The following is a 23,967-nucleotide window of genomic DNA, read 5'->3' as shown; positions in this document are numbered from 1 at the left end:
AAGGAGCTTTTTTGAATTATCCTCTATCGCCATTACGCTCTTGTTGTTTTTGCTTTGCCATACGTTTTTGATACGCACGATCCTTTGCACTCACATGATTTGCATCAGTTGGAAGATTTTCTTTTGAACGGCCAATTCCATTACTCATCTTTTCCACTCCTTCTTATGTCTTTCAAAATACACCCTTATTTTCAGCTAGAGATACAATCCTTATACAAAAAATAAGAGCAGCCATTGGCTCCTCTTACTCGCTCACGTATTTTTGAAACATATCATGGATGCCTTTATTTACTAGGTTCGAGATCTGCTCGTCAGATTTATTCGGATAACGATCACGCAATCTGATAGATGCCTTCACCATTAAATTTTCTAATACAGAACGGCCGCCTTCTCCATAAATAATTTCAGCATATTCAACAAGCCTTCCATCCTCTACTGTTGCTGGATTATGATTGAAGAAAAATTTACTCATTGTCTCCACCTCTCTCTTTTGATAACGTTTACATTTATATAAATTATTTATGTTATTTATTTCACAATATTGTATGCATGTATATTTAATTAGTTTCATTATAAAGCAACATATCGATAGTAAATATGTGATTTTCCGTCCATTTTGTGAACAAACTAAAAATGAAAGCGTTTCCTTTATTATATACTAAAAAAACTTACTACGCTAGGGGTATTTTTTCAATCTACTACTTCCTCAAAAAGTGATATATTTTTCCTTTTCCTATTAAACCTTATACAATTTTCAGAAATTATATTATAAAATATATGTATGACTTAAGGAGGATTTGTATGAATCAAAATAAAAAAGCTATATTAGATCTTGTCTTTTATCTCGTAATCCCATTCCTCATTTGGAAATTTGCAAAACCTTATATCGATCCTTATTACGCGATGTTACTTTCCTCTGTTCCAGGGATTATTTATACACTGTATACCTTTAAAAAAGAAAGACAGTTTAACGTAACAGGGTTCTTTATTTTAATTACACTCATTTCTAATACAACGGTAGATCTATTATCCGGATCAGCTGAACGAATGTTGTGGAACGATGCGTATTATCACATCGTACTCGGCATTATCGTCATATGTACAATTTTTATAAAAAAACCACTTATGTTATATTTCGCAGCAGATATTGCTGCACTGCAAGGCCATGACCGTGATAAAAGTCGTGAACTGTATCGTGATAGTCGTATCTATCCAGCATTGCAATATTTAACGCTATTTTTCGGTCTACAATTCATATTAAAAAGCTTCTTAAAGATTTATTTCATCTCTGTTTTCGGTGTAGATGGCTACGGTGAAATGAGAGCGATAATGACGGCTGTTGGATGGGGCATTTCCATTTGTATCGGAATAGGGTTCGTATGGGTGAACAATAAAATACATGCCGTTACAGAAGAAAAGGAATCTGTGCAGTAAATAAAAAATCCCCTAGTAGTATGATGCTACTAGGGGATTTTCACTTTGCTACACATATTACGAAATCGTTAACTTGATTTTTTTCTTTTATTTTTTACGTTTCGATAAAACAAAGCAGCACTAAGCGGCATAACACCAAACCACTTATTCATAAATGGCTCCTTTTCAGCACGGCGTTGTTCTTTCTTTTGTTTACGATCTTCTTTTGGAGCATCCATATACGACACAAACTGCTGCGTCACAAAGCGAACATAATCATTAGTAGACATATTATCATCACCTCTACTTGATTAGTATGTCCACTTTTTTATCCATTAATCTTTTCTTTTAATTCATTCATAATTTGCTTTACAGACTTATTCGTCGTATCGATATGAATATGAGCCTCTTCATAATAAGCTCGGCGCGATTCGAATTTCATTACAAATGCATCTATATCTTTCTTCTGAAATAGTGGACGTGTCGTATCTTCACGAAGCCTCTCTGCAATTATGTGTGGATCACAATATAAATACACGACAGTGCCATTTTCCTTCATCCACTTTCGGTTTTCCTCTCGCTCAATGATTCCGCCGCCAGTTGTAATGATTACATTTTCAACAGGTAGTGCACGTAACATCTCACTTTCATATTCCCGAAAAGCCATTTCACCTTCTTCAGCAAAAATATCACGAATCTCCTTCTCTTGCTTCTCTTCAATTTTTTGATCTGTATCTATAACATCCATATGAAGTTCTTTACTTAATGCTTTTCCAATTGTTGTTTTCCCAGCTCCCATATAGCCGGTTATGTATATAGATTTCATGTTCGTTCCTCTCAATCATCCGTTATTATTTGTTATTATAACGAAAGATTACACTATTTAATAAAAAAACGTCTTGTTCCCATTATGCAATGAAGAACAAAACGTCACATACATGCTTTTACTTATAAGTACCTCTTCTCACCCACTGCGTTGCAATCCATTTCTCACCTTTCGTTACAGGTGCCCCTCCGTGTAACGTAAGCTCATTTAATGATTGGTCTTGATAAAAATACTCAAAGTATACTGCCATTCCCTTTCTAGGATGCACAGAAAGATTTAATTTCGGAAAGAATGTTTCTCCGCCTTCTTCTACATCATTTAAATACATGACAAGCGTACTAATACGATTATTAGCGGCTGATCTACTATGTTCCGCAAAATAATCATAGTGTGCTTTATATTGTTGATCCACTTCATAATTTAAAATGTGTAATCCTTCTCCATGCGAAACAGGAACATTCATGATAGATGAAATTCGTTTTTCAATCTTCGCAGTAAGTTCATTATCATCTAAAAATGCACCACTACTCGTTCGAATATCATTTACATCACGTGATGAACCAACTTTAGAACGTGTTAATTTATTTTTAGACAATTCGATCAATTCGTCACACTCTTCATCACTTAATACATTTCCTAACACGACAATAAGAGGTTCTTCAAATTTTGAAATAATTTGTATTTCCCTATCTTCTGTCATAATTGCATTTCCTTTATGATCAAAAATAGTTTGCTCCTTATTTTCACCTATTTGATTGTTGTTTGTCATTTCCCTATTCTCCCTAAAAATAATGATTGGATAGCATGAATATATCATATTCTTTCTACCTTTCTCTTTTTTGAGAAAATTTAAACTTTTAATTGTTTTATTTATCCATTCCCTTTTAAAAAACAGCCAATTTTCAAATGATAAATCATGGTTTTTTATCCATATATTTCACATACTATCCTTCTATCCAATCGAATATTTTCTCATCCTTTTTTCTATACCGAAAGCTTACTTTATAGAATACTTCTTGTTTGATTTTGCACTGTAACGAAACGAGAATAACGTCGTTTTCAAATACGTAATTTCCACTCGCTTCGCCCTTTTCATATGAAAAGAAAAAAGTGTCTTCCTTTTCTTTTTGCAGTAAGTCTTTTTTTATATTTGTAATAGATTGATTTAGTATTTCCTCCAGTACAAACTTTTGCTCTATTTCAATATAAAATCTTTTATCTATAAGCAACATATTCGTTTCGTATATAAAGAACGAAGTTAATAATATAAGAAAAATGATTGTTCCTGGCATCGTAAATCCATCTTGTTTTATCATACATGTATTCCCATTTCGCTATACCTTATAGCTACACCTTCATATATTTTCCCGCTCCTATCTTTCACATTGATAAAGAGCAAATGAGGTGTTACTTCATACGAAACCATTTCAACATTTTGTAATATAACTTCTCTTCCGCGCATGTTCACTTTTCTTATAAGGTGATTATTCAATTTTTCATACGTCACTTCATCTCCAGTGCGAAGACGGAAGCGCAACATACTCTCTCTATTTTCAGGAACTATTTTTTCCACAAATGATACTTCACGAAACTCTAACTGTACTTGTCCTACAAACACATCCCATTCCCAATTATTTAACCCTTTTGATTGCTTGTTTTCTATTCCAATAAAGTTTAAACGTGGTAAGAGTAAAAAGAACAGTGATAACAGAAAAAAACATACGATCATTTCAATTAATGTAAATCCAACTTCTAATTCATTTTTTCTCCCGCATAAAAGCATTGTTCCATCATTTTTCCTTTCACATCTTTCCACATCGCACAAACTTCATTTCCTCCCCAATATGTGTAATATACATTTCCGTTTATGACTTTTTCTTTCTGTTGTTTTGCCTCATTCTCATACATATATAAAGCTGCTTCTTTTTTTAATAATACAAATGCCTTATAACGAATTTGTATGTTTTTTCGTTCTTGCATAATCAATACTGTCTGAGGAAGTAGTAAAGATACCATCATCATTACTATACTTAATACTACAAGCATTTCAGCCATCACTGACCCTTTTTGACATTTCACGATACGTAAATCTCCCTCTTCCAAGCTGGAATACAATCTCATATTTATAACTTTGATACGAAAGTAAAATCGTGCCACCTCTATTAATATTTCCACTCGGATTATATGTCATCGGATTTGGAAAAGTATTCAAATCCAATTGTATATCGCTATCATATTCTCTTTTAATGATAGAAAGATCCGTACTCGATTCCCCTATATAATACATATGTCTATCTTTATGCCATCGTAATGTATAGTGTTTTTGACGGTTTATGGCTAATTGTTGCATATACAAAATATCATTTGAAAACTGTCTTAAAAATTGTTCAATTTTTTGTTTTTCATATAAGGAGTATACGTTAAAATACGTGACCATACTTAGTACAGAAATTGCAAATAAAACGAGTAGCATTTCTAAAAGGGTAAAACCTTTTTGCTTCACAGTTTCCCACTTGTTACTGTGCCATCATTGGAAATATGAATAGCTTCACCATTCGGACACTCATCCTTTGTAATATATTTCCCATCAATTAGCTCTTTTAGCGAGGGAATTTTATTATGTTGTAGTTGATATACTTGTATTTGCGCTTCTATAGATTTCACATAGGCTTTACATCCTTTTCCTTCGACGGATGAACGCTGCGTAACTACATTCGGAATAATTAATAGTAATAATACAGTGATGACGACCATAACTAATAACATTTCTAAAAGGGTAAACCCTTCCTCATTCTGCATGTAAATGCCTCCTATATAGAATTCATCATTTGAAACATTGGCATAATCATCGCTAAATACATAAGAACGACTATTGCTCCAATACACGTAAATAAAATCGGTTGAATAATCACTAACATACGTTTAATTTTTTGCTCCATCTTTTCCATAATCAGATCACTATAATCACCTAATTCAATCGCCAAATTACCGTTTGCTTGGCCATGTGTAATAATATAAGAAAGTTCTTCCTCATAATATCCGCTTTTAGCAATAATAGATTGCAACGGTTCTCCCGCAATTAATTGGTGTTTAATTCGGCCCGCTTCATACTGAAAGAACGGATGATATTTTTGCTCCATCATTATTGTTAGAGCCTCAAGTACTGATAGTCCTCCGTGTAATAAGCCGCTCAATTGAGTAGCGAAATAATGCGAATGCTTTAAAATAAGAAATGTTTTTATGAGGGGAATACGAAGCATAATTTTTATCTGCTTCATATGCGGGAGTTTCCGAAAGTACAATATATATACACTACAACCCACCATAACAATAAAAATAGTGCTAAAAATAAGGTAGGGGAGTAGCTTAATTGTACTTAATATTTGTTCTGTGAATAACGGTGCTGTAGAACCAAATGAACTATATACCATGTCAACCTGTGGTAATAAAATGCGGTTAAAAATCAAAATCATGATTATTAAAAAGAACGCCAAAAACATAGGATACTGCATTATTTTCATCATATCTTTCCTATACTTATCCTTTTTATAAAGAAGTGCACTCCCTTGTTGCAACGCAAAAGAAATATCACCATGTTGCTCGGCATAAAATAAATAGCTTAACATCTCCTGATGAAACTTTAATTGATGAAAAGAATCGTGTAGACTTTTTCCATTTTTTAATCCATCAATCATGCGCTGCAATTGTACTTTCTTTTCTAAAGGTAATTGAAACCGTAAAAATTCTAATGCCTGCAAAAGAGAATATCCTTTTTCTAATAGTTCTCCTAATCGTTTCAGTAATATTACTTGATCACTTAAACTCCATATTTTCTTAAACATAAACATCCTCTTCTAAAAATCCTAAAGCGTACCCTTTTCGCAGCGAAGACTCTAATGTCTCATGCTTGTACGTGACACATTCCCCGTTTGCTTCTTTAATCGCTTGTTTTAATTCATACCCATATAACAACTCATAAATACTCGCTTGCCTTACTTGCCTCATTGATTTACATACAGTTGAGCACTTTCTTTTGCAAAACGGACACTTCAATTCAACAAGTCGCTGTGCAGCTATAGCCAATAAAGATTGTTCAATCTCTTGCCTTGTTATGCCAAAGTCCATAAACCGAAGTATTGCTCCTTTCGCATCATTCGTATGCAGTGTCGTCATTACTAAATGGCCAGTCAAACTTGCTCTTATAGCGATTTTTGCTGTTTCTTCATCACGAATTTCACCGACTAAAATAATATCTGGATCATGACGTAAAATAGCCTTCAGTCCCGCCTCATATGTTATACCTGCTTTTTCATTTATTTGAATTTGTAATACATCGTCATTTCTTTTTTCAACTGGATCTTCCAGCGTAACGATGCGACGTGTTTTCTTTTTTCTAATTACTTCTAATAATGCATACATTGTTGTTGTCTTTCCTGAACCAGTCGGTCCCGTAAAGACGAGTAATCCATGAGAATAATGTAAAAAAGAAAGTAGTTTCTTCGCTGTACTTGGAAATAACGAAAGATGAGATAATGGCTGAATAGATGCTTGTAAATGAAGACGAATAACGAGACTTTCTTGATATACGGTTGGAAGCGTGGAAAGGCGTAAATACACTTCTTGTCCATCTATTTGTAAATACAGTGAACCGTTTTGTGGTTTCCGCCTCTCTCCTATATCCATGGATGCTAAAAATTTAAAGTGTGAAACAAGTTTTTCTCCAAATTCCTTTTCAATGTATTGTTTCGTCATTAAATCTTTTCCTATACGCAGTGGAACCGCTACATCCTTCTTCCGGGGCACAATATGTAAATCCGAAGCTTGTACCCTACACGCCTCTTTCAAAATCATATTCGCAAAGCTTTCAATTCCATTCATCATTTTTCCCTCCCCACTATGTATATAGCATGAAGAAATCCATCTGAAAAATCGGTATTTTTGCATTTTCACTAGATGAAAAAGGAAAAATATGTTTGTGAAATTATGAACAATTTCCGAATTATTGTCTAAAATTACCTATACCCATGTTTATCTGTATTATAATGTTATTATCTTGGATAAAGTGATAAAGGTGGAGATCCTCATGGAACAAGCTTTAAAAATTACAGGTGTTTTAGCTGACCCAACTCGTTATTACATTTATAAATATATTTCTCAAAAACATAGTTACGTAACTGTACAAGAAATTGCAGATGAGTTTGACATTCATCCAAACGTAGCGCGTTTACATTTATCTAAATTAGAAGATGTTCATATGCTGAAATCTGAAACGAAGAAAACTGGAAAAGGCGGACGACCAAGCAGATTATATGTATTATCTGAAGATGTTATCCAATTACAATTCCCATTCCGTGACTATCAATTGTTAGCAAGAATCGCGTTTAATTCTTTACTTAGCCTTGGTGCTGCTGGTGAAAAAGCGCTCTACGAAACAGGGAAACAATTCGGGGCCGAATTAATGCAACAACATATGCAGCGTTTAAATGTGAGTGAAGATGCCTTAACAGTTGAACAAAAAATTCAAATTGCAAAAGAAGCCTTTTCGACAGCTGGCTTATCACCTGCATTTGAATTAAGTGCAGATGGAACGAAAATTTTCTATGATGTACACAATTGTCCATTTAAAGAAGTTGCTGTCCATCACCCAACTGAAATTTGTAATATGCACGGAGATATGATGAAAGGGATTTTTGAAATCCTATTCCCTAACACGGAATTAACACGAAACGATAGTTTACTAGATGGATGTAAATCTTGTAATTATAAACTAACAATTTAATCTCTCATATAAAAAGAAGCCAATTATAATTGGCTTCTTTTTATATGAACGAATATTTACAATAGTAAGAAAAATAAACTATAATGAAGTGAGGTTTACTTTTTTTAGAAAAGGAGGGAGATGGCATGGAGCGCATGTTTCGCGTTCTCGGCTTTTGGACTGGAATTTTCTCGGTTATGTTTTATGTAGGGGATATGCACTCGACCGCACTACTATTTTTAGGACAAACAGGATTCTTCGTACTTTTAAGCTATTTAAATTTAACAGAGCGTATGTATATATACGTATTTGGGGCATATTTAACTGTTTTCTTCATAGGATTTACATACTACACGACGTTTTTACTTGTCCCTGGGGCTGGACATTAAAAGATGGCATTTTGCCATCTTTTTTTAATTCCGCAATCTCCTAGTTGACTTATAGGTTTTATTACCTTATATTCTATATAACAGATTGGAATTAGGGGGAATCAACATGAATACACTGCTTGTCGGAATTAACGTTGCAGTCATGCTCATTTTAGTTGGCGTATTATATTATATGCAACGTAAGCATGTATCTTTTAATAAACGCGTATTTACCGCTTTAGGAGTCGGAATTATCTTTGGTCTTATATTACAATTTATTTATGAGCCAACTTCTAAAGTAATTATTGAATCAAATACTTGGTTTGGCTTAATCGGTAACGGTTATGTGAAATTACTTCAAATGATCGTTATGCCACTTATTTTAGTATCTATTATTTCAGCATTTACAAAATTACAGTTAACGAAAAACCTTGGTAAAATTAGTGGTCTTATTATCGGAATTTTAATTCTTACTACAGGAATTGCTGCAGCTGTCGGTATCGCTGCAAGTGCAGGATTTGATGTATCTGCAACAGGCCTACAACAAGGTGATGCAGAATCTGCTCGTCTGAAGCTAGTTGAAGAAAGATTTACTTCTATTGAAAAAACAACAATTCCAGATAAATTATTAGAACTATTGCCTACAAATCCATTTCTTGATTTAACAGGCGCTCGTCCAACATCAACAATTTCTGTTGTAATATTTGCAGCCTTTATCGGCATCGCCTTTATAGGTGTAAAACGAAAATATCCAGAACAAGCAGAGCTATTTAAGAAAATGCTTGATGCTGTATATGCAATTGTAATGCGTATGGTAACATTAATTTTACGTCTTACTCCATACGGCGTATTAGCTCTTATGGCAAAAACAGTTGCTGGTAGCGATATAAATGCTATTTTAAAACTTGGTAACTTCGTGTTAGCGTCTTACGTGGCACTTATCGTAATGTTCGTTATCCACTTATTATTAATTGCTCTATCTGGTTTAAATCCAATTCAATATTTGAAAAAGGTGTTCCCTGTATTAACATTTGCATTCACATCTCGCTCTAGTGCTGGCGCAATGCCATTAAATATTGAAGCGCAAAAAGAAAAACTTGGTATTTCTGAAGGAATCGCTAACTTCGCAGCATCATTCGGAGTATCTATCGGTCAAAACGGTTGCGCAGGTATTTATCCAGCAATGCTTGCAATGATGGTCGCTCCAACTGTAGGAATCGATCCATTACAACCACAATTTATTTTAACTTTAATCGCTGTCGTTGCGATTAGCTCATTCGGTGTTGCCGGTGTTGGTGGCGGTGCAACATTCGCAGCATTAATCGTACTATCTACAATGAACTTACCAATCGGTATTGTTGCTCTTGTTATCTCAGTTGAACCATTAATCGATATGGGGCGTACAGCTCTTAACGTAAGTGGTTCTATGACAGCAGGTCTTATTTCTAGTAAATGGCTTGGTGAATTAGATCAAGATACGTACAACCAAGATGATACAAAAACTGGTGAAATTGCTTCATAATAAAAAGGACGCTAACAGTTTTGTTAGCGTCCTTTTTTAGTTCTTTTCATCTTCCTCTTTATCTTTTATACATAAGGCATAACATATTGTTTCAAACACTATGTATAGATATAAAGAAATTACACCGTTTTTCATTTTTTTAATAACTATTAATTATAAACTAAAGACTAACTATTATTCCTCATCTGCAAACTGTAAAAACTCCTCCAACCGCTCCTTTAACTCCTCCTCTATCTCACAATAAGATTCATCAACAAGTTCACCACTTAACTTACTTCCCCAATACCTTATTTGAAGCGGTACTCCTAAAAAATAACTACAACATTCCCAGATAGGAACTGTATAAAATTCAATCATCTTTCCTTCTTCATCTAATACAGCTATCGAAATGGATGAAGAATATCCTGTTTCAAAAGGATATTCTTTATCTCTGATGAGTTCTATAAATAATTCCATGTTTTTTTCTATGTACAAATGTGAATAATCTTTAAAAAGTTTAAATGATATTCTCTCTATTTCATTCTCCATGCATTGAATCTTCTCTTTTAACTCCAATGTAAAATCTCTTTCTGTATACTTCATCTCCGTCTCCTTACACATAGAAAAAGAGAATACAATAACATATTCTCTTTCCTCACATATATTTCATTATCTCACAGCCCGTCCTTTTCACAAATAACCATTTTGTTCGCACCATTTATGAAATTGTCCTACGTCTACTCCAACTAACACGATATCCTTTAGCTCTACATCAATGATTTGTTCTCCAATTACAATAGCAAACTGCGATTCTAATTTTGTCTCGTTTTTCTTTACAATTCCAATTCGGTTCCGATGCGGTCCATCTTTTATATATGCTTTTTGTCCTACAATATCAAAGTTCAAGATCTTCACCTCTTTTACTGCGCTCAAATTGGAAATACGATCTCCACCTCTGAAAATTTCCTTTCATTGCACTATTTCTCTATATATATGACGAAACAATAAAAGAGTCCTTCCTTCTTTACAATTATTTTTTCTTTGTTTCATTTTTGTGATTGAAACGTAAAGTTTATAATAAAATACACTTGGAAGCGCTTTCTATGTAATTTTTTATGTTATAATGTATAAGTAGAACTTCGTAAAGAGGGTTAAAAAAAATGAATACAAAAATGATTAAAAAAGTAATTGAAGCATTAAAAGTATATGGCTTTCAGAATGTATCATTCTGTGACAAAACGAAGCAATTTTTATTTCATAACGAAACCGATATTATGAGCGGCTATGCAGAAATAACGTATAGTAGTCAATTTGAAAAATTCAACGTACAAATTCATCCTATTGAAACGCATCACCAAGGAGAGTTACAAGAGGTTGAAAGACATATACAAGCCTGTATAAGAAAAGTGGAATATTTAAACGCACTTCTTAGCGGACAAACAAAACTAGATGATAAAATTATTATAATGTAAAAAAGAACGTGATAGCCTCACGTTCTTTTTTTACATTATACGTTCATCTTTTCCTTCAGCTGTAATCCCGTAATGGACTCTAATACATCCATTGCTTCTCCAAATGTCATATCAAAAATTGTCTTGTCCTCTATGTATGGAAATTGTCTGAAACGCTTTTCTAACGTTTTCACGGCGTCTGACGTAAAGTGTGCACTATCAATGCCAAATTCTGTTTCAAGAAGAACGATCCAATCTAACACATGAAAACCTAATCCATTTACAAATGAAATAAGTTTTTCTTCTGGCTGTGAAGATAAGAATACGTGTCGTTCCATCTCACTAAAAAGTTCTTCTCCTAAAATATGAGCTAATTCATCATCATGTTCGCGATCAATGATTTCTTCATAACCATAATCATCAACAAGCTCTTCTACTTCTTCACTATCTGCAAAAAGTAATTGGTTAAGCTGCGCATCTTTCTTGAATTCACTATTTTGTACGACTTCTAAAAAACTCGTTTCCCATCCATTTTCTAATTTCATATTATGTACTCCTTTATATACATTTCTTATCATCACTGTACCCAAAAGATCACTTTTATAACCTTGTAGACAGTTACTATTATTTCACATGATTCATAACATAAGATGCAAATTCTGCTGCATCTCCTCCAAAAATATTTATTTCTGGCAAATGATAGAACGTTGTTTGGAGCAGGTTTCCTTCATGATATACATATATATTTTTCTCTAGCGCAATCGCCATTCCAAACTCTGTGTGGCTACCGTTTCCACCATCTAATATAAGTAAAAATACATCCGCTTCTTTAATAGCATTCTTTTCTGCCTGACCAATTTCTCTTAATTGATCTTGATTCACTGCTCTTTCATTTCTTGTCCAATCATATGTATGGTGCCATCCTGCATGTTTCAGTTCATTTGCTATAGAACGTACAAGGTGTTTATTTTGGAATCCTGAGGCGATATAAAAATTCATTTATATACACTCCTTCATTATATAAGGGGGAAACTCCATTTTAGCGTTATTTGCTATAAACATAATAAAGAATAACTTCAAAAAAAATCCCCATCTTTAAAACTTATTTGCGTTTAAATGATGGGATGCCTCATGGTCTTCTTTTATTTTTTGTTTTTTATAACTTTCATCAGCTAACATTTCTAGTTCAGCTGTTATTTCTGATTTTTCAAGCTCTCTTTCTTGCGAAAACTTCCTTGAAATATAAACAATAACACTACCAACGTACAACACAAAGCATATAATAAGTGCAGTATTTTCATAGAGACTTAGCTCCAACACAGTCACTCCTAATCCATTCGTATTTTCACGCTTCATTAATCGGAATTTCCCTACTAACCATTTGTTACCCCGCATTAACGGGCAGTACGACCCCCCACCTCAAAATTCAGCGAACACAAAGAAGTTAGGTGGGGGATTAACTGCCCGTAAAAGCCCGATTGGTTCAACTAATAATCAGTGGGGGTGAACCTCCCACTGATTAAAGTTTCACTTTATTGTAACATAAAAACACCGTTTCTTGGAATCTTTCACCCTATTAAAAGAGGCATGATTGTTTCATCATGCCTCTGAAATATGTTGAATGATTGTTTGAATTGCTTCTTTTCCATTATATTTTTTTAGAGCTGTTTTATACATTTCATTATTTTGATTTAATTCTTCGACATGCTTTATAAGAGATTTCACAGTCACATCTTCTTCATACAATACGGAAGCATATCCTTGTCTCTCAAAAGACTCCGCATTTAGTATTTGATCTCCACGACTTGCAAATTTCGATAGTGGAATTAAGACCATCGGCTTTTGCAATGTTAAAAACTCAAAAATGGCATTAGAGCCCGCACGTGAAATAACAAAATCTGTTATCGCTAATATATCTGGCAATTCTCCGTGTACATACTCAAATTGTCTATATCCTTCTTTATTTTGTAAACTATCATCAAGATTACCTTTTCCGCAAAGGTGAACAATTTGATATTTTTTCAGAAGTTCTGGTAACGCTTCTCGAACCGTTTCATTAATTTTTTTTGCGCCCAAACTTCCTCCCATGATTGTAATAACTGGCTTTTTACGTGAAAAGCCTAAAAATGCTAAACCTTTTTCACAATTTCCCTTTAGTACTTCTTCACGTACAGGAGAACCTGTATAGATTACTTTTTCTTTCGGTAAATGTTTCGCAGCTTCTTCAAATGTAACAAATATTTTCGAAGCGAAACGGAGCGCAATTTTATTTGCTAGTCCTGGCGTCATATCAGATTCATGTAATAAAACAGGGACTCTATTTAGCCATCCTCCAATTACGACTGGTACAGATACGAAACCACCTTTTGAAAAAATCACATCCGGTTTTAGTTTTCGAATTCTTACATATGCATCCATAACACCGATACGATAAACTTAACTAAATCTATACAATTCAATCAAATTTACACGAGTTAGTGCTTCATCGTGTTCTCGCAGCATTTACATCCCTATCGTGATGGCTATTGCATGAAGCACAACACCACTCACGTATTTTTAAACTCCACTGTCCTTCTGGTTGAACTGAATGGTCGTATTTAACTCCGCAACATGAGCAAATCTTGCTTGAAGCGAACCATTTATCAGCTTTTACATACGCAATGCCATACTTCTCGCACTTGTATGATAAACATTGAAAGAAGAAGTTTAATTTTTGAAATAAAAATGCTTTCGATAGTTTTTTGTTTTTTAACAGGTTTGAGATAGATAAGTCTTCCACAACAATCCTCATTGGTTTGGTTTTCACCAATTTAGCTGTTGCTTGATGGATATGGTTATTTCGGATATTCTTAATTTTCCTAGATAACCGCAGGTGCTCAGCTTTCGCTTTTTCATATCCGGCAGATTGAGTTTTTACACCTTTTTTAAATCTCCTAGACATATCTCTTTGCGCTGACTTTTTCCTTTTCAAAAGTTTTTTAACCTTGGCATCTTTGTTTATATTTCGTTCTTTCGTACCATTAGAAGCTACAAACAGCTCTTTTAAACCAACATCCACACCGATTGACTCATTGGTTAGTTCTTGTGATTCAAAATCTTCTTGGAACCCCATACTAATCCACCAGTGACGACCATCAAATGTAACTCTTGGATTGGATGGTTTTTTATTTCTTGGTAGTTGTTGGCTTGTTTTCACTTCTCCAATAGACTGAATATGAACGACTTTCTTTCCTATAATCAGCCTTTCATAATTGGCATAAAATCCTTGGATTACATCTTTTTTAGATTTATAAGAAGTGTGATAACCATTTTTGTACTTTTTGAACGAATTTTTTCTCGCCGTATCAAAATCTTTTGAAGCCTGTTTAGGAACTTGTGCATTAATGTCTTGTAACCACTCATATCTCTTTCGCTTCTTGATCTTTGTAAATCGTTTCTGTAAAGCTAACTGTGAAACAGATTTTCCAAATAGCTTATAGTATCTATCACTCATTCTTTTACAATAGTTATAAGCGAATCTTGCAGCACCAGCATGATTTCTAAGCACTTGTTCTTGTTCAGGCGTTGGAATCAGTCTGACTTTCTTCGCCAATATCATCAGAATGTAACTCCTTTAATGAAAGATTGGTTCTTCTGAATCATAGCGTGTTCCACCAGCATTCTCCTGAGACTACTCGGATGCAAACCTGTTAATTCTGATACTTGACTAACTCGTAAAAATTTCATTATTATTCTTACCTCATTAAACTCACGATAGCACATATGTTCGATAAATTCAATGAGGTTTGATAGATTTAATTAAATGTATCTCGTTCAACTAAGGGCGCAATTCCTTAGCCAGTTCTCTTATGAACTTCTCCTGTTTTCACATGAGCGCAGACTATATGTTTATCTCTTTAGAGATAGAGGATTTTTCCACCACCATAGGCTTGTGATGTACTCTCGTCAGTTATACGAGATAGTCGTTGAACGTTCATCTTATCCATTTTGACTTAGATGATTCGAGGCGGAAGACCCATTGTTCTAATGTTTAGGATTTAACCTTACATCATCTGATTGATTTTTTCTGCTTTCGCAACATTCACGCTCACCATTTCTAGCCACGTTGTAGTTCAATCAGCTTTAGGGATTGCCCGCAGTTAACCCTCACTACTAGCCAATCACTTGACTAGCAGGGCTTACTGATATATTTAATTAACTTTCGTTATAATTGGTTAAATAAATCGTAACAGTTAGTTACCCTTCATCACAAGAAATGGATCTTTTATATTTTTCAAATCAAAATAACGGCGTAGCTTTCCGCTCGCAATACTATAGTACGGAATGCCTTCCTTTTCTATAATTGTTTTCTCAATTCCTTGATGAGAACCAATATAAGAAATATCCCAATTTTGTTCTTGTAAATGCGGAATGATGGCTAAATTAGGTGTTACATGCCCTGCCGAACCGCCACCTGTAAAGACTATTTTCTTCATACGTCTCCCCCTTCTACACTATAATACACTAAAATATCTTGCCTCAGGGTGAGAAAATACCATAGCCGTTACAGATGCTTCTGGCTCCATCATAAATCCTTCCGTTAATGAAATGCCTATTTCTTCTGGATGAATAAGTCGAAATAATTTTTCTTGATCCGCGAGTTCTGGACATGCTGGATAACCGAAGGACACGCGTATCCCTCTATATTTTGTACGGAAACGTTCTTCCATTGTCAGTTCTGGTGAATCTGGAATACCCCAACGATCACGAATAAGCATATGTGTCTTTTCAGCAAGTCCTTCTGCTAGTTCGAGCGCTAACGATTGAATGGCATGACTGCGTAAATAATCACCTTTCGCTTTCCACTCTTCAGCAATGTCACGAACACCTTCTCCAACCGTAACAGATAGGAAAGCAACGTAGTCCATCTCATCTCCAACTGGGCGTAAATAATCACCTAAAGTACGATATGGTGCTTTTCCTTGTCTTGGGAATGTGAAACGCTCTATAACACGCGCATGATCTTCTGGATCATATATTACAATATTTTTTCCGTCGCTTTGCGCTGGGAAAAATTGATACACTGCTTTCGGCTTTAACCAAGATTGTCCTTCCTGCAATAATTCGTCTATTAAATCATTTAATTCATGTGCTCTTTTATCTCCCTCTTGCAAAAGCTTCTTCACACTTCCTTTTAATCCAAGGTGATGTCCAAGTAGCATTTGTCTATTTAAAAATGGAGCGAGATGAAGGGCGGGAATATCGCGTAATACAATTCGTTTTGTTGAATCAGGCACGATAACCTCAGCCTTCGGTAATGGCTCAATTACTGCTGGAATTTTTACTTTCTTCTCTTCTTTTGTTACGATATGAAGATGACGTTCTTTTTTATCTTGTTTCATCTTCTCACGCTCTTCTTCTTTTTGAAGCTTATTAATAATATCAAGACCAGTCATTGCATCACTCGCATAACATACGAGCCCTTTATAGGATGGCGAAATACGATTATCTGTAAACTTTCTCGTTAACGCTGCCCCGCCTACAACGATTGGAATATCAATATCCGCTGCTTTTAAATCTTCAGCAGTCGTTACCATTTGTTGCGCTGATTTTACTAGTAAACCAGAAAGCCCAATAATATCCGGCTTCTTTTCTTGTACTTCTTGCACAATTCGATCGGAGCGAACATTGATTCCTAAATTAATAATCTCATATCCATTATTCGCTAAAATAATTTCAACAAGATTTTTCCCAATATCATGTACGTCACCTTTAACAGTTGCTAATAATACTTTCCCTTTTTTCGCACTATCGCTAGATTCCATATGCGGCTCTAAATAACTTACAGCAGCTTTCATACTTTCAGCACTTTGCAATACTTCAGCAACGATAAGCTCATTATTATTAAATAATCTTCCTACCTCATCCATTCCTGTCATAAGCGGACCATTAATAATATCAAGAGGTTTCCTTCCTTCTGTAAGTGCGAGACTTAAATCTTCGTGTAAACCTTGTTTCGTACCTTCCACAATATAATTTGCTAGTCGTTCATCAAGAGTCAACGTTTCTTGCACAACGACATCTTTCTTTTTGGCGACTCGGTAAAAGTTTGTAAATTCTTCTAACGTCTCTTTCGTCGTTTCAAATAATAATGCATCTGCAAGGCGTTTTTCTTCATCAGGAATTGACGCATAGCGCTCTAATTTTTCCGTATTTACAATCGCGTAATCTAACCCTGCTTTCGTTGCATGATATAAAAAGACGGAATTTAACACTTCACGGCCAGCTGGTGGTAAACCAAATGATATGTTACTTACACCTAAAATCGTTAAACACTCTGGTAATGCTTCTTTAATAAGGCGAATCCCTTCTATCGTCGCAGCCGCCGAGCCAATATACTCTTCATCACCTGTCCCTACAGGAAATACAAGTGCATCAAAAATAATATCTGACGGGCGTATACCATATTTCGTCGTCAATAACTCATAACTTCTTTTCGCAATTTCTAGTTTTCTTTCCGCACTTACTGCCATTCCATCTTCATCGATTGTTCCAACTACAATTGCAGCACCATATTTCCGAAGAAGCGGTGTCACTTTTTTAAATCGCTCTTCTCCATCTTCTAAATTAATTGAATTAATAACAGCTTTTCCTTGAATATAAGTAAGAGCTCGCTCCATCACATGTTCATCTGTTGAGTCAATCATAATCGGTACTTTTAACACTTTCGTAACTTCTGCCAAGAAGTTTTCCATATCTTCTGTTTCATCGCGGTCCGGGTCTGCCATACAAATATCAATAATATGAGCATTTTTCTTCACTTGCGCTCTAGCGATTTCAGCAGCCTCTTCAAATTTCCCTTCTGCTACTAATCGTTTAAATTTACGTGATCCAATAACATTTGTTCTTTCACCAACAAATAACGGTCTCATAGAGTCATCATATTGCAGTGCCTCTAATCCACTAACCCCATGTCCCACTCTCTCTTGCTGTTCACGAGGTTTAAGAGACGTTAATGCGGATTTCATTGCTTTTATATGTTCTGGTGTTGTACCACAACAACCACCGATAATATTAACCCATCCTTCTTCAGCAAATCGCTTCACCTTTTCGGCGAGAGAAGATGGAGATTCATGATAATGTCCATCTTCATCAGGAAGACCTGCATTTGGATAACAAGAAATGTAACATTCCGATAAATCAGATAGAGAACGAATATGGTCTCTCATAAACTCCGGGCCAGTCGCACAGTTTAATCCAACAGATAATGGCTTCATATGTTCTACCGATAAGTAAAAAGCCTCAATTGTTTGCCCAGCTAAGGTCGTTCCCATTGGTTCAATCGTTCCCGAAATCATGATAGGTACAATTGTATTTAGTTCATCAAAAGCCGCTTGAATTCCAATATAAGCAGCCTTCACGTTACGCATATCTTGACTCGTCTCAACGAGTAATACATCCACTCCTCCTTTCAACAATCCTCTTGCCTGCCGGGTATAAGCTTCAATTAATTCTTCAAACGTCACACCACCAGTAACACTAATCGCTTTCGTTGTCGGTCCCATTGCTCCCGCAACATATACTTCCTTCCCGCTTTCTTCGACTGCTTGCTTCGCTAAACGCGCTGCCTTCTCATTTAGCTCCTCGTCTAAATGAGATAACTCATAATCACTTAGTACAATATTTGTCGCCCCAAATGTATTTGTTTCAATAATATCCGCTCCAGCTTCAATATAAGCTTTATGAATCTTTAAAATAACATCTGGTCTTGTTTCTACTAAATACTCATTACAACCTTCGTACTCCTCTCCTCCGAAATCTTCCGCAGTTAAGTCCTCTTGCTGGATCATCGTTCCCATTGCACCATCTAATATTAAGATGTTATTTTGTAATTTTTCTTCTATACATTTCATCAATTAATACCTTCTTTCACTTCTTGCTTTTCTCTCACATATTTAACAAGATGTTCTGTAATTTCATATTTTAGAAATGGTGTAATAAGATAAATGCCGTTAAAATATTTCATCGCCGCATCAATTAGTTCTTGTGAAATGCGAACTCCTTCCTCAATTGCTGCCTCTTTCGTTTCATGCCCATCCATTCTCTCCCTTACTACGTCAGGCAGCGTAATGCCTGGCACCTCAAAATGAAGGAAATCTGCATTCCGTTTACTTATTAATGGCATAATCCCAATAAAAATAGGCTGTTCCAAATGCTTTGTCGCCTCATACACTTCTTCAATTAACGCGATATCGTAAATTGGCTGCGTTAAGAAGTATTCCGCTCCAGCATCTATTTTCCGTTCCATTCGCTTAACCGCTGCTTTTAAATGTCTTACATGCGGGTTAAATGCACCGCCCACAGAAAACCTTGTTGCCGGTCCAATGGATTTCCCTAAAATAGAGCGCCCATCATTCATTTCTTTAATCATTTTAATGAGCTCAATAGAGGATAAATCATATACAGAAGTGGCACCTGGAAAATCACCAACACGCGCTGGATCTCCAGTTAAAGCTAACACTTCTTCCATACCTAATGCTGATAGACCTAGTAAGTGAGATTGTAGTCCGATGACGTTATGGTCTCTACATGTTAAGTGCGTCAATACCGGAATATCATGCTTCGTTAATAATGCTCCCATTGCCATATTCGAGATACGAGGCGATGCTAATGAATTATCTGCTAGTGTAATAGCATCTGCTCCAGCTCTTTTCAATGCTCTTGCGCCTTCAAAAAATCGCTGCGTATCTAACGTTTTTGGTGGATCTAATTCCACTACGACTGTCGTTTGTTTTTTTGCTTTCTCTGCTAAAGTGACATGAGCTTTTGAACGTTTCTCATGTGTATGAACTACTTTTGGTCTTTGAACCGTATCCTTTTCTATTACAGGCGTAACATTTAAAGTAGCACGTTTCATACTTTCAATATGTTCTGGAGTCGTGCCACAGCAACCACCCAATAACCGAATACCTTGCTCAATAAATTTCGGTGTCATCGCTTCGAAATAAGCTGGACTTCCCTCATATACGTAGCGTCCCTCCACATAATTTGGGAGACCTGCATTTGGATATGCTGACAAGTAACCATTTTTCGGAATCGATATCATTTTAAAAGCTTCCGTCATATGAAGTGGCCCTAGTTGGCAGTTCAATCCAACAACATTTGCACCGTAATCTAAAAGCTGTTTTAATATTTCATTTACATCATTTCCATTTTGAGTCGTACCCGCCTCATGTAACGCCAATTGCGCTACAATTGGAATATTCGTTTCTTTTCGTAACACCTGAACAGCATGAAGTAATTCAAACTCATCATAAAAAGTCTCTAATAGCAGTCCATCAACCTGTTCTTCTAATAATGCACTTGCCTGTTCCAGTAACATAAATTCTCGCTCCATATCAGTTGTCGTAACCGCCCCGATATGTTTCATACCACCAATTGTGCCTAAAATTGCATTTCTGTCTGTAACAGATGCTTTCGCCAGTTTTACTGCCGCTCTATTAATTTTAGTAACTTGATTTTCTAATCCATACATACGTAATTTCGCTTCATTTGCTCCGTACGTATTTGTTTGAATCACATCTGCCCCAGCCGCTACATATTGCTTATGAATCGATATAATTAAATCTGGATCAGATATATTCAATTCTTCAAAACTACTTTGCAAACCATGTGAATGTAATAACGTCCCAACCGCACCATCACCTATTACAATTCCTTTTGATAATAAATCTAGCAATTTCACAAATCTCCCTCATTTCTATCAATATAAAAACCCCCTCTTCACTTTGAAGAGGGGGACATAATCGATCCTCCTCTTATTATGCAAAACATTCGTTTTGCAGGTATTAGCACCGTTTCAAACATTTCGTTTGAAGGTTGCCGGGTTTCACAGGGCCTTTCCCTCCACCGCTCTCAATAAGAGTTTGTCTTTATTATTTTATTTATGTAGCTAAAAGGAAATGCGTTCCCCTTTTAACAATGTTTGTTAATTTTTTTATAAATTTAGCACGCACAAATACAAAAGTCAATGACACTTGCGGAAAAATAAAAATTATTTAAAATAAAGTTGCAATTCAATTATCTTTTGTTGTAAAGTTAAAACCATAATAAAATTTCATACGAACATTCTTATCTAGAGAGGTAGAGGGACTGGCCCTATGACGCCTCAGCAACCATTAACATTTGTTAATAAGGTGCTAATTCCAGCAAATTGTGAAAGATTTGACAGATGAGAAGAAGACTCTATTCAAACCGAAAGCCTTCTTCTTAGAAGGCTTTTTTTATTTTATATTCAATTAATGGTTCAATTTAAAAAGGAGGAATTTTCACATGTCAACTATCGAAACAAAACTAGCGCAAATCGGAAACCGGAGTGAAACTACAACAGGAACTGTTAATCCACCTGTTTATTTTTCAACTGCTTATCGTCACGAAGGAATTGGTAAATCTACTGGATTTGATTATTCACGAACTGGAAATCCAACGCGCGGCCTATTAGAACAGGCAATCGCAGACTTAGAATGCGGCGAACAAGGTTATGCCTGTAGTTCAGGGATGGCAGCCGTTCTTCTTGTTCTTTCCCTATTCCGCTCTGGGGACGAACTTATTGTTTCCGAAGATTTATACGGTGGCACTTATCGATTATTTTCTGAGCACGAAAAAAAGTGGAATGTTCGATGTAGATACGTAAATACACAATCTATTAAACAAATTGAGCAAGCCATCACAACGAAAACGAAGGCTATTTTCATAGAAACCCCAACTAATCCATTAATGCAAGTTACCGATATTGCCGCTGTCGCAACTGTAGCGAAAAGACACGGACTACTTCTTATTGTAGACAACACATTCTACACGCCTTATATACAACAGCCATTAACAGAAGGTGCCGATATCGTACTTCATAGCGCAACGAAATATTTAGGTGGTCATAACGATGTACTAAGCGGACTTGTCGTTGCAAAAGGAAAGGAACTTTGTGAGGAAATCGCTCATTATCACAATGCCTCTGGTGCGGTCTTAAGTCCATTTGACTCATGGCTATTGATTCGTGGTATGAAAACGCTAGCGCTTCGCATGAGACAACATGAAGAAAATGCAAAAGCAGTTGTTGCTTATTTAAATGATGAGGACGGGGTGACAGATGTATTTTATCCTGGAAGAGGCGGCATGATCTCATTTCGTCTGAAAGATGAAACATGGATTAATCCATTCTTACAATCTTTATCCTTAATTACATTTGCTGAAAGTCTCGGTGGTGTTGAAAGTTTAATGACATATCCAGCAACGCAAACACACGCTGATATTCCAGAAGAAATTAGAACAGCAAACGGTGTATGTAATCGTCTTCTTCGATTTTCCGTTGGCATTGAAAATAGTAACGATTTAATTCAAGACTTACAGCAAGCCGTTAAACTTGTAAAAGAAGGTGTAAGAATATGAATTATTCTATAGATACACTCTTACTGCACAACCAATATAAACATGACTCGCAAACAGGAGCTGTTAACGTTCCCATCTATAACACATCAACATTTCACCAATTTGATGTAGATACGTTCGGGAAATATGACTATAGCAGGTCAGGCAATCCAACTCGTGAAGCTCTTGAAGACATCATTGCTTTATTAGAAGGCGGAACAAAAGGATTTGCCTTCGCATCAGGAATTGCAGCGATTTCTACTGCATTCCTCCTCCTTTCACAAGGTGATCACGTACTCATTTCAGAAGACGTATACGGAGGGACTTATCGAATGATAACTGAAGTTCTCTCCCGTTACGGTGTTTCACATACATTTGTTGATATGACCAATTTAGAAGAAATAAAGCAAAACATTAAGCCAAATACAAAACTCTTTTATGTAGAAACACCTTCCAATCCACTTTTAAAAGTGACAGATATTCGTGCTGTTTCTAAACTTGCAAAATCTATTGGCGCCCTTACTTTTGTTGATAATACATTTTTGACACCACTATTCCAGAAACCACTTGACCTTGGCGCTGATGTCATTCTTCATAGTGCCACAAAATTCATTGCCGGTCATAGTGATGTTACTGCCGGATTAGCAGTTGTAAAAGATGCCGATCTCGCTCAAAAACTTGGCTTTTTACAAAATTCATTCGGCGCTATTCTAGGCCCGCAAGATTGTTCTCTCGTACTTCGCGGTCTAAAAACATTGCATGTACGTCTTGAGCATTCAGCTGCTAATGCCAATAAAATTGCACACTATTTACAAGAGCACGCTAAAGTTCAAAATGTCTATTATCCAGGATTACACACACATCTTGGATTTAACATTCAACAATCTCAAGCTACATCAGCAGGAGCTGTCCTATCTTTCACTTTACAATCAGAAGACGCACTTCGCCAATTTTTATCAAAAGTAAAATTACCTGTCTTTGCGGTTAGTTTAGGGGCTGTCGAATCGATCCTTTCCTACCCAGCTAAAATGTCACATGCAGCACTATCGCAAGAAGCCCGTGATGAAAGAGGTATTTCAAATTCATTACTTCGGCTATCCGTCGGTCTTGAAAATGTTGACGATTTAATATCCGATTTTGAAAATGCCCTTTCTTATGTAGAAGAGCCTGTAAATGCATAGAGAGCAGAGAAGATATGAAATTAAGTTATCATATCTTCTTTTTTACGCTGATAAGTATATTTTTCA

Annotated in this window: 28 protein-coding genes, 2 pseudogenes and 2 riboswitches; of the genes and pseudogenes, 8 read left to right on the top strand and 22 right to left on the bottom strand. The window is 35.6% G+C overall.

Going from position 1 to position 23,967, the window contains the following annotated elements; genetic code table 11:
• Positions 1-16: 16 nt before the first annotated feature.
• Both AC0NJG_RS05405 and AC0NJG_RS05400 read right to left on the bottom strand, forming a co-directional pair.
• Positions 17-148: a hypothetical protein gene (locus AC0NJG_RS05405; protein ID WP_000064669.1), complete on the bottom strand. Its 132-nt coding sequence runs from the start codon at positions 146-148 to the stop codon at positions 17-19.
• A gap of 96 nt (positions 149-244) precedes the next feature.
• Positions 245-472 carry a hypothetical protein gene (locus AC0NJG_RS05400; RefSeq protein WP_000032699.1) on the bottom strand — a complete coding sequence of 76 codons (228 nt, stop codon included), beginning with the start codon at positions 470-472 and terminating at the stop codon, positions 245-247.
• 73 nt (positions 473-545) lie between these two features.
• Between AC0NJG_RS05400 and AC0NJG_RS05395 the strand changes: the two genes are divergently transcribed.
• Positions 546-662, top strand: a complete 117-nt coding sequence (locus tag AC0NJG_RS05395; RefSeq protein ID WP_003279814.1) for a hypothetical protein — start codon at positions 546-548, stop codon at positions 660-662.
• A gap of 139 nt (positions 663-801) precedes the next feature.
• Entirely contained in the window at positions 802-1,434 is a 633-nt protein-coding gene (locus tag AC0NJG_RS05390; protein WP_087954304.1) for a VC0807 family protein, read from the top strand.
• 68 nt (positions 1,435-1,502) lie between these two features.
• Here the strand turns inward: AC0NJG_RS05390 and AC0NJG_RS05385 are convergent, their stop codons facing one another.
• The 10 genes from AC0NJG_RS05385 to comGA all read right to left on the bottom strand — a co-directional run bounded on the left by AC0NJG_RS05385 (position 1,503) and on the right by comGA (position 7,117).
• The gene (locus tag AC0NJG_RS05385; RefSeq protein WP_000106081.1) at positions 1,503-1,703 is read right to left on the bottom strand and encodes a YqzE family protein; all 201 of its coding nucleotides are present in this window, start codon (positions 1,701-1,703) and stop codon (positions 1,503-1,505) included.
• Positions 1,704-1,741: 38 nt separating this feature from the next.
• Positions 1,742-2,239, bottom strand: coding sequence for a shikimate kinase AroK (gene aroK, locus AC0NJG_RS05380; RefSeq protein ID WP_088326713.1), 498 nt, complete (start codon positions 2,237-2,239; stop codon positions 1,742-1,744).
• A gap of 118 nt (positions 2,240-2,357) precedes the next feature.
• Positions 2,358-3,008, bottom strand: coding sequence for a 2OG-Fe(II) oxygenase (locus AC0NJG_RS05375; RefSeq protein WP_474062913.1), 651 nt, complete (start codon positions 3,006-3,008; stop codon positions 2,358-2,360).
• Between the two features lie 175 nt (positions 3,009-3,183).
• Positions 3,184-3,555, bottom strand: coding sequence for a competence type IV pilus minor pilin ComGG (gene comGG / locus AC0NJG_RS05370; protein ID WP_087954301.1), 372 nt, complete (start codon positions 3,553-3,555; stop codon positions 3,184-3,186).
• Positions 3,552-4,022 carry a competence type IV pilus minor pilin ComGF gene (gene comGF, locus AC0NJG_RS05365; protein WP_113712357.1) on the bottom strand — a complete coding sequence of 157 codons (471 nt, stop codon included), beginning with the start codon at positions 4,020-4,022 and terminating at the stop codon, positions 3,552-3,554. Before comGF ends, comGG begins: the two co-directional genes overlap by 4 nt.
• A complete protein-coding gene (comGE, locus tag AC0NJG_RS05360) occupies positions 3,992-4,294 on the bottom strand; it encodes a competence type IV pilus minor pilin ComGE (protein WP_140168626.1) in 303 nt (100 codons plus the stop codon). The genes comGF and comGE overlap by 31 nt, the downstream gene beginning before the upstream one ends.
• Positions 4,287-4,742: a comG operon protein ComGD gene (comGD, locus tag AC0NJG_RS05355; protein ID WP_087954300.1), complete on the bottom strand. Its 456-nt coding sequence runs from the start codon at positions 4,740-4,742 to the stop codon at positions 4,287-4,289. Before comGD ends, comGE begins: the two co-directional genes overlap by 8 nt.
• A complete protein-coding gene (gene comGC, locus AC0NJG_RS05350) occupies positions 4,739-5,038 on the bottom strand; it encodes a competence type IV pilus major pilin ComGC (RefSeq protein WP_001178694.1) in 300 nt (99 codons plus the stop codon). Before comGC ends, comGD begins: the two co-directional genes overlap by 4 nt.
• An 11-nt stretch (positions 5,039-5,049) precedes the next feature.
• On the bottom strand, positions 5,050-6,081 hold the full coding sequence (gene comGB, locus AC0NJG_RS05345; RefSeq protein WP_088326717.1) for a comG operon protein ComGB: 1,032 nt from the start codon (positions 6,079-6,081) through the stop codon (positions 5,050-5,052).
• Entirely contained in the window at positions 6,074-7,117 is a 1,044-nt protein-coding gene (gene comGA / locus AC0NJG_RS05340; protein ID WP_474062912.1) for a competence protein ComGA, read from the bottom strand. Before comGA ends, comGB begins: the two co-directional genes overlap by 8 nt.
• A gap of 205 nt (positions 7,118-7,322) precedes the next feature.
• Here comGA and AC0NJG_RS05335 point away from each other — a divergent pair, with 205 nt between their 5' ends.
• The 3 genes from AC0NJG_RS05335 to AC0NJG_RS05325 all read left to right on the top strand — a co-directional run bounded on the left by AC0NJG_RS05335 (position 7,323) and on the right by AC0NJG_RS05325 (position 9,887).
• Positions 7,323-8,018 carry a helix-turn-helix transcriptional regulator gene (locus tag AC0NJG_RS05335; protein WP_000434105.1) on the top strand — a complete coding sequence of 232 codons (696 nt, stop codon included), beginning with the start codon at positions 7,323-7,325 and terminating at the stop codon, positions 8,016-8,018.
• Between the two features lie 125 nt (positions 8,019-8,143).
• Positions 8,144-8,386, top strand: coding sequence for a DUF2626 domain-containing protein (locus AC0NJG_RS05330; RefSeq protein ID WP_000440714.1), 243 nt, complete (start codon positions 8,144-8,146; stop codon positions 8,384-8,386).
• Between the two features lie 106 nt (positions 8,387-8,492).
• Positions 8,493-9,887 carry an L-cystine transporter gene (locus AC0NJG_RS05325; protein WP_001094339.1) on the top strand — a complete coding sequence of 465 codons (1,395 nt, stop codon included), beginning with the start codon at positions 8,493-8,495 and terminating at the stop codon, positions 9,885-9,887.
• Between the two features lie 174 nt (positions 9,888-10,061).
• Here the strand turns inward: AC0NJG_RS05325 and AC0NJG_RS05320 are convergent, their stop codons facing one another.
• Both AC0NJG_RS05320 and AC0NJG_RS05315 read right to left on the bottom strand, forming a co-directional pair.
• Entirely contained in the window at positions 10,062-10,469 is a 408-nt protein-coding gene (locus tag AC0NJG_RS05320) for a hypothetical protein (protein ID WP_474062911.1), read from the bottom strand.
• Positions 10,470-10,556: 87 nt separating this feature from the next.
• Positions 10,557-10,772: a DUF3912 family protein gene (locus AC0NJG_RS05315; RefSeq protein ID WP_001008330.1), complete on the bottom strand. Its 216-nt coding sequence runs from the start codon at positions 10,770-10,772 to the stop codon at positions 10,557-10,559.
• A gap of 254 nt (positions 10,773-11,026) precedes the next feature.
• On the opposite strand from AC0NJG_RS05315, the gene AC0NJG_RS05310 reads away from it, so the two are divergent.
• Complete coding sequence (locus tag AC0NJG_RS05310; RefSeq protein WP_029439923.1) at positions 11,027-11,338, top strand: hypothetical protein; 312 nt, start codon at positions 11,027-11,029, stop codon at positions 11,336-11,338.
• Between the two features lie 35 nt (positions 11,339-11,373).
• Here AC0NJG_RS05310 and AC0NJG_RS05305 read toward each other — a convergent pair whose 3' ends face one another.
• From AC0NJG_RS05305 to AC0NJG_RS05270, 8 genes and pseudogenes are all read right to left on the bottom strand, one after another.
• Positions 11,374-11,862, bottom strand: a complete 489-nt coding sequence (locus AC0NJG_RS05305) for a hypothetical protein (protein ID WP_140421179.1) — start codon at positions 11,860-11,862, stop codon at positions 11,374-11,376.
• Between the two features lie 79 nt (positions 11,863-11,941).
• Entirely contained in the window at positions 11,942-12,316 is a 375-nt protein-coding gene (locus tag AC0NJG_RS05300) for a nucleoside 2-deoxyribosyltransferase (protein ID WP_087954293.1), read from the bottom strand.
• Positions 12,317-12,412: 96 nt separating this feature from the next.
• Positions 12,413-12,673, bottom strand: coding sequence for a DUF3966 domain-containing protein (locus AC0NJG_RS05295; RefSeq protein WP_000817964.1), 261 nt, complete (start codon positions 12,671-12,673; stop codon positions 12,413-12,415).
• Positions 12,674-12,916: 243 nt separating this feature from the next.
• Positions 12,917-13,741, bottom strand: a pseudogene (murG, locus tag AC0NJG_RS05290) (undecaprenyldiphospho-muramoylpentapeptide beta-N-acetylglucosaminyltransferase); the annotation flags it as partial.
• A 58-nt stretch (positions 13,742-13,799) separates the two neighbouring features.
• Positions 13,800-14,915, bottom strand: coding sequence for an RNA-guided endonuclease InsQ/TnpB family protein (locus AC0NJG_RS05285; RefSeq protein WP_474062910.1), 1,116 nt, complete (start codon positions 14,913-14,915; stop codon positions 13,800-13,802).
• A 640-nt stretch (positions 14,916-15,555) separates the two neighbouring features.
• Positions 15,556-15,792: pseudogene (locus AC0NJG_RS05280) on the bottom strand (glycosyltransferase); the annotation flags it as partial.
• Positions 15,793-15,810: 18 nt separating this feature from the next.
• On the bottom strand, positions 15,811-19,209 hold the full coding sequence (metH, locus tag AC0NJG_RS05275) for a methionine synthase (protein WP_474062909.1): 3,399 nt from the start codon (positions 19,207-19,209) through the stop codon (positions 15,811-15,813).
• Positions 19,209-21,041, bottom strand: coding sequence for a bifunctional homocysteine S-methyltransferase/methylenetetrahydrofolate reductase (locus AC0NJG_RS05270; RefSeq protein ID WP_087954288.1), 1,833 nt, complete (start codon positions 21,039-21,041; stop codon positions 19,209-19,211). Before AC0NJG_RS05270 ends, metH begins: the two co-directional genes overlap by 1 nt.
• Before the next feature lie 70 nt (positions 21,042-21,111).
• Positions 21,112-21,221, bottom strand: a riboswitch (SAM riboswitch).
• 203 nt (positions 21,222-21,424) lie between these two features.
• A riboswitch (SAM riboswitch) is annotated at positions 21,425-21,534 on the top strand.
• Positions 21,535-21,628: 94 nt separating this feature from the next.
• On the opposite strand from AC0NJG_RS05270, the gene metI reads away from it, so the two are divergent.
• Together metI and metC are read left to right on the top strand one after the other, a co-directional pair.
• Positions 21,629-22,741: a cystathionine gamma-synthase/O-acetylhomoserine thiolyase gene (gene metI, locus AC0NJG_RS05265; RefSeq protein WP_000103876.1), complete on the top strand. Its 1,113-nt coding sequence runs from the start codon at positions 21,629-21,631 to the stop codon at positions 22,739-22,741.
• On the top strand, positions 22,738-23,901 hold the full coding sequence (gene metC, locus AC0NJG_RS05260; protein ID WP_143881536.1) for a cystathionine beta-lyase: 1,164 nt from the start codon (positions 22,738-22,740) through the stop codon (positions 23,899-23,901). The genes metI and metC overlap by 4 nt, the downstream gene beginning before the upstream one ends.
• Positions 23,902-23,967 lie beyond the last annotated feature (66 nt).

It is taken from the genome of Bacillus sp. SSR7 (assembly GCF_055902415.1).
The sequence above is the reverse complement of the archived record's forward strand: the minus strand, read 5'-3'. Positions and strand labels throughout refer to the sequence as shown.

Coding starts and splice junctions, on each gene's coding strand:
- AC0NJG_RS05405 (WP_000064669.1), bottom strand. CDS start 148: ATGAGTAATGGAATTGGCCGTTCAAAAGAAAATCTTCCAACTGATGCA.
- AC0NJG_RS05400 (WP_000032699.1), bottom strand. CDS start 472: ATGAGTAAATTTTTCTTCAATCATAATCCAGCAACAGTAGAGGATGGA.
- AC0NJG_RS05395 (WP_003279814.1), top strand. CDS start 546: ATGCATGTATATTTAATTAGTTTCATTATAAAGCAACATATCGATAGT.
- AC0NJG_RS05390 (WP_087954304.1), top strand. CDS start 802: ATGAATCAAAATAAAAAAGCTATATTAGATCTTGTCTTTTATCTCGTA.
- AC0NJG_RS05385 (WP_000106081.1), bottom strand. CDS start 1,703: ATGTCTACTAATGATTATGTTCGCTTTGTGACGCAGCAGTTTGTGTCG.
- aroK (WP_088326713.1), bottom strand. CDS start 2,239: ATGAAATCTATATACATAACCGGCTATATGGGAGCTGGGAAAACAACA.
- AC0NJG_RS05375 (WP_474062913.1), bottom strand. CDS start 3,008: ATGACAAACAACAATCAAATAGGTGAAAATAAGGAGCAAACTATTTTT.
- comGG (WP_087954301.1), bottom strand. CDS start 3,555: ATGATAAAACAAGATGGATTTACGATGCCAGGAACAATCATTTTTCTT.
- comGF (WP_113712357.1), bottom strand. CDS start 4,022: ATGCTTTTATGCGGGAGAAAAAATGAATTAGAAGTTGGATTTACATTA.
- comGE (WP_140168626.1), bottom strand. CDS start 4,294: ATGGCTGAAATGCTTGTAGTATTAAGTATAGTAATGATGATGGTATCT.
- comGC (WP_001178694.1), bottom strand. CDS start 5,038: ATGCAGAATGAGGAAGGGTTTACCCTTTTAGAAATGTTATTAGTTATG.
- comGB (WP_088326717.1), bottom strand. CDS start 6,081: ATGTTTAAGAAAATATGGAGTTTAAGTGATCAAGTAATATTACTGAAA.
- comGA (WP_474062912.1), bottom strand. CDS start 7,117: ATGAATGGAATTGAAAGCTTTGCGAATATGATTTTGAAAGAGGCGTGT.
- AC0NJG_RS05335 (WP_000434105.1), top strand. CDS start 7,323: ATGGAACAAGCTTTAAAAATTACAGGTGTTTTAGCTGACCCAACTCGT.
- AC0NJG_RS05330 (WP_000440714.1), top strand. CDS start 8,144: ATGGAGCGCATGTTTCGCGTTCTCGGCTTTTGGACTGGAATTTTCTCG.
- AC0NJG_RS05325 (WP_001094339.1), top strand. CDS start 8,493: ATGAATACACTGCTTGTCGGAATTAACGTTGCAGTCATGCTCATTTTA.
- AC0NJG_RS05320 (WP_474062911.1), bottom strand. CDS start 10,469: ATGAAGTATACAGAAAGAGATTTTACATTGGAGTTAAAAGAGAAGATT.
- AC0NJG_RS05310 (WP_029439923.1), top strand. CDS start 11,027: ATGAATACAAAAATGATTAAAAAAGTAATTGAAGCATTAAAAGTATAT.
- AC0NJG_RS05305 (WP_140421179.1), bottom strand. CDS start 11,862: ATGAAATTAGAAAATGGATGGGAAACGAGTTTTTTAGAAGTCGTACAA.
- AC0NJG_RS05300 (WP_087954293.1), bottom strand. CDS start 12,316: ATGAATTTTTATATCGCCTCAGGATTCCAAAATAAACACCTTGTACGT.
- AC0NJG_RS05295 (WP_000817964.1), bottom strand. CDS start 12,673: ATGAAGCGTGAAAATACGAATGGATTAGGAGTGACTGTGTTGGAGCTA.
- AC0NJG_RS05285 (WP_474062910.1), bottom strand. CDS start 14,915: ATGATATTGGCGAAGAAAGTCAGACTGATTCCAACGCCTGAACAAGAA.
- metH (WP_474062909.1), bottom strand. CDS start 19,209: ATGAAATGTATAGAAGAAAAATTACAAAATAACATCTTAATATTAGAT.
- metI (WP_000103876.1), top strand. CDS start 21,629: ATGTCAACTATCGAAACAAAACTAGCGCAAATCGGAAACCGGAGTGAA.
- metC (WP_143881536.1), top strand. CDS start 22,738: ATGAATTATTCTATAGATACACTCTTACTGCACAACCAATATAAACAT.